This window comes from Paraburkholderia phymatum STM815 (assembly GCF_000020045.1).
In the GTDB taxonomy this organism is placed as follows: Bacteria; Pseudomonadota; Gammaproteobacteria; order Burkholderiales; family Burkholderiaceae; genus Paraburkholderia; species Paraburkholderia phymatum.
Window position 1 is genome coordinate 1,870,242 of record NC_010622.1, and the last position, 12,887, is coordinate 1,883,128.

Annotated in this window: 16 protein-coding genes and 1 tRNA gene; 8 read left to right on the plus strand and 9 right to left on the minus strand. The window is 64.6% G+C overall.

The features are described from left to right. Positions 1-3: 3 nt before the first annotated feature. Both BPHY_RS08415 and BPHY_RS08420 read right to left on the minus strand, forming a co-directional pair. On the minus strand, positions 4-1,134 hold the full coding sequence (locus BPHY_RS08415) for an enoyl-CoA hydratase/isomerase family protein (protein ID WP_012401044.1): 1,131 nt from the start codon (positions 1,132-1,134) through the stop codon (positions 4-6). A gap of 120 nt (positions 1,135-1,254) precedes the next feature. Beyond that, positions 1,255-2,001 carry a TetR/AcrR family transcriptional regulator gene (locus BPHY_RS08420; protein WP_012401045.1) on the minus strand — a complete coding sequence of 249 codons (747 nt, stop codon included), beginning with the start codon at positions 1,999-2,001 and terminating at the stop codon, positions 1,255-1,257. A 127-nt stretch (positions 2,002-2,128) separates the two neighbouring features. Here BPHY_RS08420 and BPHY_RS08425 point away from each other — a divergent pair, with 127 nt between their 5' ends. Next, positions 2,129-3,109: an NAD-dependent epimerase/dehydratase family protein gene (locus BPHY_RS08425; protein WP_012401046.1), complete on the plus strand. Its 981-nt coding sequence runs from the start codon at positions 2,129-2,131 to the stop codon at positions 3,107-3,109. A gap of 43 nt (positions 3,110-3,152) precedes the next feature. On the opposite strand, the gene BPHY_RS08430 is transcribed toward BPHY_RS08425, so the two are convergent. Both BPHY_RS08430 and BPHY_RS08435 read right to left on the minus strand, forming a co-directional pair. Then, positions 3,153-3,440 carry a DUF1488 family protein gene (locus BPHY_RS08430; RefSeq protein WP_012401047.1) on the minus strand — a complete coding sequence of 96 codons (288 nt, stop codon included), beginning with the start codon at positions 3,438-3,440 and terminating at the stop codon, positions 3,153-3,155. 227 nt (positions 3,441-3,667) lie between these two features. Beyond that, on the minus strand, positions 3,668-3,943 hold the full coding sequence (locus tag BPHY_RS08435) for a hypothetical protein (RefSeq protein ID WP_012401048.1): 276 nt from the start codon (positions 3,941-3,943) through the stop codon (positions 3,668-3,670). A gap of 161 nt (positions 3,944-4,104) precedes the next feature. Between BPHY_RS08435 and BPHY_RS08440 the strand changes: the two genes are divergently transcribed. Together BPHY_RS08440 and BPHY_RS08445 are read left to right on the plus strand one after the other, a co-directional pair. Next, positions 4,105-4,338, plus strand: coding sequence for a hypothetical protein (locus tag BPHY_RS08440; protein ID WP_012401049.1), 234 nt, complete (start codon positions 4,105-4,107; stop codon positions 4,336-4,338). A 136-nt stretch (positions 4,339-4,474) separates the two neighbouring features. Then, positions 4,475-4,828, plus strand: a complete 354-nt coding sequence (locus BPHY_RS08445) for a hypothetical protein (protein ID WP_012401050.1) — start codon at positions 4,475-4,477, stop codon at positions 4,826-4,828. 27 nt (positions 4,829-4,855) lie between these two features. Here BPHY_RS08445 and BPHY_RS08450 read toward each other — a convergent pair whose 3' ends face one another. Together BPHY_RS08450 and BPHY_RS08455 are read right to left on the minus strand one after the other, a co-directional pair. Beyond that, positions 4,856-5,194 (minus strand): DMT family transporter, encoded by a 339-nt coding sequence (locus tag BPHY_RS08450; RefSeq protein ID WP_012401051.1) that lies wholly within the window; start codon positions 5,192-5,194, stop codon positions 4,856-4,858. A 3-nt stretch (positions 5,195-5,197) separates the two neighbouring features. Continuing rightward, positions 5,198-5,695 carry a heme-degrading domain-containing protein gene (locus BPHY_RS08455; protein ID WP_012401052.1) on the minus strand — a complete coding sequence of 166 codons (498 nt, stop codon included), beginning with the start codon at positions 5,693-5,695 and terminating at the stop codon, positions 5,198-5,200. Positions 5,696-5,951: 256 nt separating this feature from the next. On the opposite strand from BPHY_RS08455, the gene BPHY_RS08460 reads away from it, so the two are divergent. The 5 genes from BPHY_RS08460 (at position 5,952) to BPHY_RS08480 (ending at position 9,660) form a co-directional block, all read left to right on the plus strand. Continuing rightward, a tRNA-Met gene (locus BPHY_RS08460) sits at positions 5,952-6,028 on the plus strand. 177 nt (positions 6,029-6,205) lie between these two features. Next, positions 6,206-6,751, plus strand: coding sequence for an NUDIX hydrolase (locus tag BPHY_RS08465; RefSeq protein ID WP_012401053.1), 546 nt, complete (start codon positions 6,206-6,208; stop codon positions 6,749-6,751). Between the two features lie 16 nt (positions 6,752-6,767). Further along, entirely contained in the window at positions 6,768-7,505 is a 738-nt protein-coding gene (gene aat / locus BPHY_RS08470) for a leucyl/phenylalanyl-tRNA--protein transferase (RefSeq protein ID WP_012401054.1), read from the plus strand. Positions 7,506-7,675: 170 nt separating this feature from the next. Then, positions 7,676-8,515, plus strand: a complete 840-nt coding sequence (locus tag BPHY_RS08475) for an arginyltransferase (RefSeq protein WP_012401055.1) — start codon at positions 7,676-7,678, stop codon at positions 8,513-8,515. Between the two features lie 110 nt (positions 8,516-8,625). After that, positions 8,626-9,660 carry a quinone-dependent dihydroorotate dehydrogenase gene (locus BPHY_RS08480; RefSeq protein WP_012401056.1) on the plus strand — a complete coding sequence of 345 codons (1,035 nt, stop codon included), beginning with the start codon at positions 8,626-8,628 and terminating at the stop codon, positions 9,658-9,660. A gap of 52 nt (positions 9,661-9,712) precedes the next feature. Here the strand turns inward: BPHY_RS08480 and lepB are convergent, their stop codons facing one another. The 3 genes from lepB to BPHY_RS08495 form a co-directional block, all read right to left on the minus strand. Then, positions 9,713-10,414 (minus strand): signal peptidase I, encoded by a 702-nt coding sequence (gene lepB, locus BPHY_RS08485; RefSeq protein ID WP_041763871.1) that lies wholly within the window; start codon positions 10,412-10,414, stop codon positions 9,713-9,715. 140 nt (positions 10,415-10,554) lie between these two features. Further along, positions 10,555-11,559, minus strand: coding sequence for a Gfo/Idh/MocA family protein (locus BPHY_RS08490; protein WP_012401058.1), 1,005 nt, complete (start codon positions 11,557-11,559; stop codon positions 10,555-10,557). Between the two features lie 122 nt (positions 11,560-11,681). Next, entirely contained in the window at positions 11,682-12,425 is a 744-nt protein-coding gene (locus BPHY_RS08495) for a FadR/GntR family transcriptional regulator (protein WP_052306067.1), read from the minus strand. Between the last annotated feature and the right edge of the window lie 462 nt (positions 12,426-12,887).

Genomic DNA, 12,887 nt, shown 5'->3' on the forward strand with positions numbered 1-12,887 from the left:
GCGTCAGCCTTGCAGATCCCGCAGCGGATGTTCGTTCGCGGGCCACGGGCTGTCGAACATCGCGTCGACGTCCGCGCGCTTCACGTCTTCGATTCGCGCAAAGCGCCAGTGCGGCTGGTTGTCCTTGTCGATGATGCGCGCGCGGATGCCTTCCGGCGCGTCGCCGCGTTCGAACGACGAACGCGTCAGATCGAGATCGCGGCGCAGGCACTCGGCCATTGTGCCTTCGGCGCGCGTCACCACTTCCAGCGATACCGCCATCGACAGCGGCGAACGCTCGCGCAGCATCGCGCCCGCCTGCTCCGCCCAGTCGGCATAGGCGCAATCACCTTCGAGGTCGAGTGAACGGATGATCTGCGCGACGTCCGCCCGCGCGAAGTGTTTGTCGATCAGCATGCGGGCATCGGCGAGCGGCGAGACGTCGGGCAACGGCGTGACCCGATGCGCGTCCGCTTCCTGCCGCACGCACGCCACCACTTCCGCGCCCTGCTCGAACGTCTGCGACTTCAGGCGATCGATCAGCGCGGGGATGACTTCGTCGGGCAGATACGCGTCGGCGAGACCCGCGTAAAGTGCATCGGCGGCGCCGATCGTCGTGCCCGTCACCGCCAGATAGCGGCCGATCGCACCCGGCGTTCGCGCGAGAAACCATCCGGCGCCGACATCGGGAAACAAACCGATGCGCGTTTCCGGCATCGCCATACGTGTCGACGACGTCACGACGCGCAAACCACCCGTCCGGTGCGCGCCTTGCGAAATACCCATGCCGCCGCCCATCACGATGCCGTTCATCAACGCGATATACGGTTTCGTGTATGTGAAGATCGCGTGATCGAGCCGGTACTCGTCGATGAAGAACGTGTCCACGGCATCACCGTCGCCGCGCCGAAACGCGTCGTACAGATAGCGGATGTCGCCGCCCGCACAGAACGCACGTTCGCTCGTGCTGCGCACGACGACGGCAAGCACGCCGGGCTCGTCGCGCCATTGGTCGAGCGCCGCCTGCATCGCGCGCATCATGTCCAGCGACAGCGCATTGAGCGCCTTCGGCCGGTTCAGCTCGATGAAACCGATGCCGTTGGCGACATAGGCGATGAGTTCGTCGGAGGCGAGGCGCGGTTCGGATGTCGACATGGCGTGGGTGTGAAGCGGTTCGATGGAGATGCGACGCCAACGGTAACACGCGTCATCGACTTGTTCAGTAAAACCGGCAGCGCAACGGGTGGCCCGCGTTGCGCTCGCCGGCCTCGCCGGCTATTGCGCAGCGTTGTCTTTCGTTGAAGCGTTGCGGCGAGGCCTTGCCGTCTTCGGGCTTTGCGCCGTCGAACCGGCGGGCGTGTCGGTGGCGGGCGCTTCGTGCGTCGCTGCATTTGCGTCGGCACCGCCTGCGCCGAACCATGCGACGAGCGCTGCATCGATCACCGCGTCGAGCGGCGCGCGCGGGAACACGGGGCACGTCAGATGCAACGCGACGATACCGTGCATCGTCGCCCAGAATGCCTCGGCGCACACCTGGCTGTCCGGCGCGCCGCGCAGACGGCCTTGCGCCTTGAGCGCGTCGATCGATTCGACCATCAGACGAAAGGCTGCGTCGTCCGCGTTTTCAGCGGCGGTGTCCGCGCGCTCGCGGCCGCCGAGCGCCGCGCCCGTGTAAGACGGATCTTCCATGAAGATCAACCGATACGTTTCCGGATGCGCAACGCCAAATGCGACGTACGCGCGACCGATGGCCTTTAGCCGCTCGGCATGATCCGCAATCGCGACCAGCGGTTCGAAAGTGCCGAGCAGTTGCGCATAACCTTCCGCACACAATGCGCGCGCGATCGCGTCACGGCTCTCGAAGTGCAGATACAGCGTGGCGGGCGAGTATTCGATCGCCTCGGCGATCTTGCGCATGGACAGCGCGCCAAACCCCTCGCGCATGACGATACGCCGCGCGGAATCGAGGATGCGTTCGCGCAGCTCCTGCTTCTGTCGTGTCTTTCTTTCGGCTATTCCCATGTAGACGATTTTCCGGTTGACAAACTGAAAAGTCAAATTAAACTGAACATCGTTCATTGAACAGTGTTCAGTAAATTTCTTGTGCTCAGCGACACGCATGAAACGGGCACGCTCGACGGGAGGCCTCATGAAAGACGCAGCACAGATCGGACTGTTCGGCGCAGCAGGCGCCGCCGGCCGCAGCATCGCCCACGCACTTGGCGCGGCGGGCCGCCGTTATCGCGTGATCGGACGCGGGCGCGACGCGCTGCAGGCGTCGTTCGGACACGATCCGCTTGCCGAAATCGTCACCTGGAACCCGGACGATCCCGCCACGGTCGCGACAGCGGCAGCGGGCCTGCAGACGGCCGTGTATCTCGTCGGCGTGCCGTATCACCAGTTCGGCCAACATCCCGTGCTCATGCAGAAGACGCTCGACGGCTTGCGCGCGGCGGGCGTGCAGCGCCTGATCCTGATGGGCACGGTGTATCCGTACGGGCGGCCGCGCACCCTGCCCGTCACCGAATCGCATCCGCGCGAACCGCATACGTTCAAGGGCAAGATGCGGCTCGTGCAGGAGAATCTCGTCATCGACGCGCATGGACACGACGGACTCGAAACGCTGGTGCTGCGCCTGCCCGATTTCTACGGTCCGGACGTCGAGCGCAGCTTTCTGCACGGCGTGTTCCAAGGCGCGGCGCGCGGTTCCCGTGCGCAGATGATCGGGCCGATCGACGTGCCGCATGAATTCGTGTTCATACCCGACGTGGGGCCCGTCGTCGAACGGCTGTCGCGTACGCCCGAAGCGTTCGGCCGCGTGCTGCATCTGGCCGGGACAGGCACGATCACGCAGCGCGAAATCGCCGAACGCGCCTACGCGCTTGCGCAGCGAGAACCCAAGCTGATGGTGGCGGGCAAGACGATGTTGCGTGTCATGGGTCTCTTCGACCCGATGCTACGCGAACTGGTGGACATGCATTACCTGCTGACCGACCCTGTCGTCATGAACGACTCGGCGCTGACGAAGCTGATCGGTCCTGTCGTGAAGACATCCTACGAGTCGGGAATTGCGCAGTCGCTGGCAGCGGCGCGGCGTGTGGCCGCGCGGGCGGCCGCCCAGGCCGCGTGATCGGCAGCGCCGTCTGCTCGCTGGCGTTGGGAGACCGCGCGTGTCAGCTGCCCGCCAGATTGCCCGGCGGAAAGTGGCCGCTCTTGAGCAGAACGGGCGTGCCGTTACTGATGAGCAAATGCTCACGTGCGACAGCCTCGATACGCTCGCGCCCTGCGTCGAACGCACGGCGCCAGCCGTCCGTGTCGTTAGTGTCGGCGCCGAAGTGATCTTCGAGCGCTTCGACCGAAATCGCACACGGCACCCGCTCGCCATCGACCAGCGCCGGAAACACCAGCGTCAGGTTGAAGTCGCGATAAGCGGGCGCGTCGGTGGGGAAACGAATCTCCATGATGACCTCATCGGGACAATCCGGCGTTATGGGCGACTGGCCGCGCACGCGTCGTGAAAACGCGTGACAGGCGGCCGACGGCCCGATCGGCGGGCTTTATGGTACTCGTAGCAGCAGCCGGCGGTCCAGCGTCAGATCGCCGGGAACGCTTCACCGGCGCATCCGGCGCGGCGTCCTGAATGATCAAGGCCGCCGCGCGCATCGGATCAGCGTACCCGGCGACTGGCTCATGCGCCGTCCAGCAGCCGGTCCACGTACGCGCGGCCGGCTGTTTCGACATGGACGAGCGCTTCGTCTTCCGTCGCAAAGCGATGCTCGTCGCCGATCTCGATCAGCGTTTCGATCCGGTGCGGGTCGTCCGGCCCGCGTTCCGACAGGCTGACCGATCCCACGTACAGCCCTTCCCGCTCGCCCGCGCGCAGCGTCTGCTCGTGCGCCGGCACGAACCGCGCCGACGCACTGATGTAATAGCCCCGATACGGACCGCTTACCCGCTCTGCCATAGTCACCCCTCGTCCGATGTTGCTGCAAATCATGTGACAGCACGCGGCACGCCACGTGCGACACACATAAGTCTTCGCTTCGCGCGATAAGTTCTGCGCGTGCTCCAACGCGGTCGGCCAAGCCGCGCGATGCCCGCAATTTCCTGACGAGAACCGACGATATGGGAAAATATTTTCTCCGAGAGCGCGAGATCGCCGAGCCGGACGCCGCCAACGCGTGGTTCGCGTACGCGGAAGGTCATGGGATGGACATCCCGAAGGCGATCAGCATCTGGGAGGACGCCGCGACGCAAGAAGGCGCCGACAGCCGGCGTGCCGTCGGCCAGGCAGGCATCCGCATCGATCTGGCGGACACGGGCCACCCGGGACTCAGACCCGAAAGTCGAGACGGCTGAGCCCGGACGGCATCGCCTTCCGTCGCGACCGAGCGACGCGCGGTCTACGGCGCTTCGCTCAGTCGCCTGATGAAAGGCCGCGTGACGATCCTCCTCGCGGCTCGCCCGTCACACCCTATTTCTGCAAGGAAACACAATGAAGTCGACCGAACGGCGCGCGCGCCATGCTCTTGTCTCTCACGCGATCCGTACGGCCGCGCTGCCGCTCGCCGCACTCGCGATAGCGACCCTTGGCGCATGCGCGTCGTCGAACACGACGTCGCTGATCAATCTGCCGAACGGCGAAACGGGCTTCGCGGTCACCTGCAGCGGCGCCGACGCCAGCTCGAGCTGGGCGTCCTGCTACGTGCAGGCCGGCAAGGCCTGCGGGGCGACGGGCTATGACATCGTGTCGAAGGACAACGACGAAGGCGGCACGACGGGCGGCGGAATCACGAACGTCGTTTCGGCGAACGTGAAGAACCGCTCGATGGTGATTCGCTGCAAATGATTCGGTGCCGCCCGGCGGCGCGCGGCGTCAATGCGCCTGCATCTTCGAAAACAGATTCAGCACGACGACGCCGGCGACGATCAGGCCGAGCCCGGCGACAGCGGCAAGATCGGGCACCTGGCGATACATCACGATCGCAACGAGCGTAATCAGCACGATGCCCACGCCCGACCAGATCGCGTAGACGATGCCGACGGGCAGGCTCTTCAGCGTCAGTGACAGGCAGTAGAACGAAATGCCGTAGCCGAGCAGCACGACCGCGGCTGGTACGAGACGCGTGAAGCCATCCGACGCGCGCAGCGCCGAGGTCGCGATCACTTCCGCGACGATGGCGATTGCCAGCAGCACATAGGGAGGCACGCCCATGCGCTATGCCTTCGCAAGCGCGAGCTTGCTGTAGTCATGGCCGAGGTGAGCGCACAGCGCCTCGACGACGAGTTCGTGATCCGCGCGTTGTGGCAGACCCGATACCGTCACCGAACCGATCACGCCCGTCCCTTTCGCGATCAACGGAAACGCGCCGCCATGCGCTGCGTAATCGGATACGGGAAGACCGTGCTTGTCGGCGAGCGTCGCGTTCGACTGTTGAAGCTTCAGGCCGACCGCGTACGAGCTGCGCCGGAAATGCGCGACGGTGTTGCCCTTGCGGCGCGCCCAGTCGACGTTGTCGGGCGTCGCGCCCTCCAGCAGCGAAAAGAACAGCGGCTGGCCGAAGGAGCGGATGTCGATCGCAAGCGCAAGGCCACGCGCCTTCGCGATCTCATGCAGATATGCGCCGAGCTGCCACGCGGTATCGGCGTCGAAGTGAGGAAAGACGAGCGCGTGTTCCTGCGCGGCGATCGACTGCAAATCGTGAGCGATGTCCATGACGTGTCGAGAAAGCGTTGAAGGAGGCGTGCCACGCGCGGCACGACGCCCCGCACGGCACGGAAGAACGGCGATTCTAGCGCAGGCGCCCGGCGCCGCCCGGCCATGCTCTCACAGGAACGACACACGTTGGATATGGGTGTCGCGGCAAGCCAGATGGCCGTCGTATTGCGCATCCATTTTGTCCTTTCATGTCGATCCTTAAAAACTGATTGCATCGGCCATGCATATGTCCTATAATCTTTTCTTCGACGGACGCGGGGTGGAGCAGTCTGGCAGCTCGTCGGGCTCATAACCCGAAGGTCGTAGGTTCAAATCCTACCCCCGCAACCAGTTCACACACTGGTCACCTGCTCCTGAAAAGTGCCGTCACACCATGAAACCCGCCCCAATGGCGGGTTTTTTGTTTTGGAACGCGGCCTCGCGGATTCACAACCGTGCACCTGCGCGCGTCGTTGTCGATGCGCAGCCCGGTGATACACTCCCATCACCGTTCTCCGTCCCCTCTCTATGAAATTCTGTTCCGTCTGCGGCCACGCAGTGGGCCTGAGCATTCCGCCCGGCGACAATCGGGAGCGCTTCGTCTGCGCAAGCTGTGGCACCGTGCACTATCAGAATCCGCGCAACGTGGTTGGCACCGTGCCCGTCTGGGACGACAAGGTGCTGTTGTGCCGCCGCGCGATCGAACCGCGCTACGGCTACTGGACCCTGCCCGCAGGCTTCATGGAAATGGGCGAAACGACATCGGAAGCCGCCGCGCGTGAAACGCTGGAGGAAGCCGGCGCGCGTGTCGAGGTGCAGAACCTGTACACGCTGCTGAACGTGCCGCACGTGCATCAGGTGCATCTGTTCTATCTCGCGCGGCTGCTCGATCTCGATGTCGAAGCGGGTGAAGAGAGCCTCGAAGTGCGCCTCTTCGAAGAACACGAAATTCCGTGGGGCGACATCGCGTTCCCGACCGTCGCGCAAACCCTGCGCTTCTTCTTCACCGATCGCACGTCGGGCAACTACGGCCTGCACACGGGCGATATCTTCCGCTCGCTGCGCGACGGTTGACGACAACAGCGGCCGCATGGTTCCCTGGCTAGGCCCCGACGATCCCTTTCCGCCCGTCGAACGCGCGCTGTCCGCGGCGAGCGGCGCGCCCGGCCTGCTCGCGGCGAGCGCGGACCTGCTGCCGTCCAGACTCATCGACGCTTACCGGCGCGGCATTTTCCCGTGGTATTCGGACGGCCAGCCGGTGCTCTGGTGGACGCCCGATCCGCGCATGATCCTGCGTCCGCGCGAGTTCAAGATTTCCCCGTCGCTGAAAAAGACGCTCAGGCGCGTGCTGCGCGACGACACTTGGGAAATCCGCGTCGACGCCGATTTCCCCGCCGTGATGCGCGCCTGCGCGCTCGCACCGCGTCACGGGCAGCGCGGCACGTGGATCACGTCGGATGTGATCGACGCATATTCGACGCTGCACCGTCGCGGCGAAGCGCACAGCATCGAAACGTGGCACGCAGGCAAGCGCGTCGGCGGGTTGTATGGCGTGTCGTTCGGCAAGATGTTTTTCGGCGAATCCATGTATGCAGAAGTCACCGATGCGTCGAAAATTGCGCTCTCCGCGCTCGTCTTCCACCTGCGACGTCACGAAATAGAAATGATAGACTGCCAGCAGAACACGTCGCATCTGGCTTCGCTGGGCGGCCGCGAGATCGCGCGCAAGGCGTTCGTCGCACATGTGCGCGCGGCCGTCGACTCCGCGCCGATCCCCTGGTCGTTCGACAAGTCGGTTCTGCGCGATCTTCTCGCGCCGGCGCAGTGATGCATGCAGCGTCGAGGGCCGACGCCGCTGCATGAACGACGCAAGGCACAGGGACGTGTCCGTCGGGCACGCTGCAAGCTACTGTCCAGTGCGCGATTCGGCGTGCTACGGCGACACAGCCAGCAGCACGCCGGATTGGCAAAACCAGAAACGCTTCGAGAGCTGCTAACGTGACTCACCCGAATGAGCTGCCGCTTTCACCGCTTTCGGCGCTGCAATTCTATGCAACAGCGCCTTACCCTTGCAGTTACCTGGAAGGGCGCGTCGCGCGCTCGCAAGTTGCGACGCCCAGCCACCTGATCAACTCCGACGTCTATACCGAACTCGTTCGCGCAGGCTTTCGCCGCTCGGGCGTGTTCACCTACCGGCCGTATTGCGACGGGTGCCGCGCGTGCGTGCCCGTGCGTGTGCCCGTCGAGCGCTTCACGCCGAACCGCACGCAGCGGCGCGTGTGGAAAAAGCACGGCGGCCTGATCGCGACTGTCGCGCCGCTGCACTACGACGAAGAACATTACGCGCTCTACATGCGTTACCAGTCGGCGCGGCATGCGGGCGGCGGCATGGACCGCGACAGCCGCGACCAGTACGAGCAGTTCCTGCTGCAGAGCCGGATCAACTCGCGCCTCGTGGAATTCCGCGAGCCACCCAACCCCGGCTATGCGGGGCATCCGGACATGCCGGGCACGCTGCGCATGGTCAGCATGATCGATATCCTCGGCGACGGGCTATCGTCCGTGTACACGTTTTTCGATCCCGACCAGCCGCACACCAGCTACGGCACCTACAACATCCTCTGGCAGATCGAGCAGGCGCGCAGCCTGAAGCTGCCGCACGTGTATCTCGGCTACTGGATCCGCGAAAGCCCGAAGATGGCCTACAAGGCCAATTTCACGCCGCTCGAAGGGCTTTTCGACGGCACGTGGAAAGTGCTCGATCCTGCCGCGCCCGACCTCTCCCCCGTCGATGCCGCGAAAGGTGGCAGCCGCGGATTGCGCATCGATCGCGGCTGAAGCGCAGGCGGACGCACGCACGGCACGCACGTACATCGAAACGCCCGTCGCCGCGCTGCCGACCCGTTAAAATAGCGGGTTTTCATTTTTCAGCCGCCAGGCGTCCCGCCGTGTTCAGTTCTCTTTATCCGCTCGTACGCGCCCAACTCTTCCGCATGGATGCGGAAGACGCTCACCATCTCACCCTGCGCCTGCTGCGCGCGGCCGGACGTACCGGCCTGGCAGGCGCGCTCGCGCCGCGTGTGCCCGACTCGCCGCGCACCGTGATGGGCCTGACGTTCCGGAACCCCGTCGGTCTCGCGGCAGGGCTCGACAAGGACGGCGCGTGCATCGACGGACTGGCCGCGCTCGGCTTTGGCTTCATCGAAGTCGGCACGGTGACGCCGCGCGCGCAGCCAGGCAATCCGCGCCCGCGCATGTTCCGTCTGCCGCAGGCGGACGCCGTGATCAACCGGATGGGCTTCAACAACGCAGGCGTCGACCAGTTCGTGAAGAACGTGCAGGCTGCGCGCTATCGCGGCACGCTCGGGCTGAACATCGGCAAGAACGCCGACACGCCGATCGAGCGCGCCGCCGACGACTACCTCTACTGCCTGGAACGCGTGTATCCGTTCGCGAGCTACGTGACCGTCAATATCTCGTCGCCGAACACGAAGAACCTGCGCCAGCTGCAAGGCGCGGGCGAACTCGATGCGTTGCTCGCCGCGCTCAAGGACAAGCAGCAGCGTCTCGCGGATCTGCACGGCAAGCTCGTGCCGCTCGCGCTGAAGATCGCGCCGGATCTCGACGACGAACAGGTGAAGTCGATCGCCGACACGCTGCTGCGTCACCAGTTCGAAGGCGTGATCGCGACCAACACGACGCTCTCGCGCACCGCCGTGCAAGGTTTGCCGCACGCTGACGAAGCAGGTGGCCTGTCGGGACGGCCGGTGTTCGATGCATCGAACGAAGTGATCCGCAAGCTGCGCGCGGAAGTCGGCGGCGACGTGCCCATCATCGGCGTGGGCGGGATTTTCTCCGGCGCGGATGCGCAGGCCAAGCTCGACGCGGGCGCATCGCTCGTTCAGCTCTACACGGGCTTCATCTATCGGGGCCCCGCCCTCGTCGCCGAATGCGCACAGGCGCTGGCGATGCGCGCAGCGTAGGCCTTTGCGCAGCCGCGGCGCACGGGGACGACGTCAGGCGCGTAGCCGGGCCTCAGTGCGCCGCCACCGCATCGAGCCGCACACCGAACCGCTCGAAACGCGGCCGGTACGCGTGATCCGGGTCGAGCGAGAACGCGACGCGGCGCGTGCGCCCCATCAGCTCGGCGCGTGGAAAGAAACCGAAATAGCGCGAATCCGCGCTATCGTCGCGATTGTCGCCGAGCATCAGATACTCGCCCGCCGGCACCGTCACCGGACCGAATGAGCGGCGCGGACTCGGCGCCAGTTCGGACAGCCGCACCGCGTGCGGCGAGCCCGGCGACGCGCCCGCAACACGCTCGGTCAGGTAGTCGCCGGGCGACACGGCATCGCCGGGCAGCGGCGCGAGCGCGAGCGGTTGATAGCTCGCTCGCGCACCGTTCACGTACAGCACGTTGTCACGCATCGCGACGACATCGCCAGGCAGCCCGATCACGCGCTTGACGATCAGCTCGCGCGCGGCGGAGGAATCGATCGTCACGATATCGCCGCGCTGCGGTTCATGCAGATGCGCTATCGCGATGTGCGTGAGCGGGATGCGCAGGTCGTAAGCCATCTTGTCGACGAGGATGCGATCGCCCTCGCGGATGGTCGGCAGCATCGAGCCGCTCGGCACCACGTTCCAGTCGGCGATCGCGCTGCGAAACAGCACCATCAGGAAAATGAACGTGGCGAGACTCTTGTACTCGCGCCACAATCTGGCCAGCATGCGCATCATTGCGCTCCTCGCAAACAACATGGATAACAACCTGCATACATGATGCGGAAAACGAAAGCGGCCAGCCGGCTTCTCATCCGCTCAACTGCGCATCGGTCCGCGCCGATCCTACCACTACGCTCGCCCGGCACGCAGTGTCACTCGCACGGGAACCGCAGTCCCAGCGCCGCTCGCGCCGCATCGGCCATCGCGATCATCTGGCTCGATTTCGCATGCGTCATCACGGGGCTTTCCAGCTGCCCGGCGCGGATCAGATCGCAGAAGTGTGCCGTCTCGTAGTTCAGGCCGCCGCCTTCGAAGGGCGCATCGAGTTCGACCACGCGTCCGTCCACATAGCGCACCGTCGCGCGCGCCGGATTCCACCAGTTCTCGTGAATCGTCACGTTGCCGTGCGTGCCCGCGATGAAGGCATCGCCCTTGCCGAACAGATCCAGTCCGCAAAAGAGCTGCGCGATGCCCTTCTCGTGCCGGCTGTTGAGGCTCGCGAACGTATCGACGCCCGTCGGTCCGAGCCGCCCTTGCGTCTGCACGTCGAATGGCGCTCCGAGCCAGTCGACGGCGAGAAACATCTCGTAGATGCCGATATCGAGCAGCGCGCCGCCCGCGTGCTCGAACGACAGCGACGGATGATCGTCCGGCACGCCCGGCACAGAACACCCCGCGCGTACGAGTCCAATCTCACCGATGGGCTCGTCGGAAAGATGCTCGCGCAGTTTCCGATACAGCGGATAGAACGGCGGTTTCATCGCCTCCATGAAGAGCCGCTGCGAAGCGCGCGCACTCGCCAGCACGCGTTCCAGTTGCGCCGCATTCACCGTCGCGGGCTTTTCGCACAGCACGTGAACGCCGGCTTCGAGCGCGGCCGCCGCGTAATGCGCGTGACTGTCCTGCATCGTTGCGACATACAGCGCGTCGATACCGCTGTGAAGGAGCGCGTCGAAGCTGTCGAGCGCCCGTCCGCCATGCTGCTGGGCAAATGTTTCAGCGGGAGCGCGACGGCGCGACCAGACTGCCGTCAGCCGGGTATGAGGAACATGCGCGAGGCTTTGCGCGAAACGATGGGCGATGCGGCCTGTGCCTACGATGCCCCAGCGTATCGTCGCGGGATGCCCGGAAGGGCCGAGGGTTGCTGCGTTATTCATCGGTCGCGAGAAGTGTCCATGCAGTGAGTGACAACCGACATTGTCGCCGATGTCGCGTATCCACTCGCCGGACAGGCCTTCCCACGGTCAACCGATGCCGTATTGAAACCTGCTGCTTCGTCCTATTGCTCCGCCGGTGCCGCGGGAGCGGCAGGCGTTGCGGGCAGATCGGACACCGCTGCGCTCATGCGGCTCATCGAGAAATCGATCAGCGCAATCGACCCCGCTTCCGCTTCTTTCGCATCGTGCCGCTCGATCGCGTCGACGACCCGCGAATGCAGGCGCACCGTTTCCTCCCATGCGCCCGTGGGCAGATCGACGAGCGGCTTCAGTGCCTGCAGCGCGCCGCGAATGATCGCCGCCATCTGCTGGAAGAACTGGTTGCCGCTTGCGATCACGATGCGCGTATGCAGCGCTTCATCCGCAGTCTGATGACCGGGCTCGCCTGGCGGACTGTTGCGGAAAGCCTCGAACGCATCGCGGATCGCAGCGATGTCCGAAGCGTTGCCGCGCGTCGCAGCCTGCGCAGCCGCACGCGGTTCGATCAGCACGCGGAACTCGATCACGTCGCGCAGGAACGTCGGATCGGGCTTCGCGCGGAAGCGCCAGTTCACGACGTCCTCGTCGATCATGCGCCAGTCGTGCATCGGCCGGATGCGCGTGCCGATCTTGGGCCGCACGTCCAGCATGTGCCGCGCGAGCAGCATCGACAGCGCCTCGCGCATCACCGTGCGGCTGACGTCGAATTCCTTCGACAATACGTCCTGCGGCGGCAAGACCGCGCCGTACTTTTCTTCGACGATCCCGGTCACGAGGCCATCCATGACCTTGCTGACCAGGGACCGCTCTTTGTTGGTGTGTTCCATCATCCTTCTCCCCGATGCGGCGGTTCTCGCCTGCGATGAATGTTGATCACGTGCCCTCGTGTCATTTCTTATTTGCGAACATTACGTTGCTTCGCTTTATCTCGATGCGCCAGTCGGGAAAGCACCCGAAAGGGTATTCCCTCCGATGAATTGTTTCGTTCGTGCAACGCGTCGTGAAGCGAAGTGTCGAAGCACAACGCAATCTCTCTGCGCAATGGGGAAAAATTGCACCGAAACTACTGCACGCACACTCCGATAATGCACTTGGGTTACATTCGTTACGTTTGTTACTAATCGAGTCAATTAGCACTCCGCATGCTTATACGGGAACGCCGCTCATTCGACTGAGGCGGTGGCCGATCAGCATCTCCGCACCCGTTCCACGTTTCCTCATACTTCTTTGCTTCGCCGGCGGCACATTTATCGCGCGCAGTGGTCTCGGACCCTTTAGTCGTTCATAGC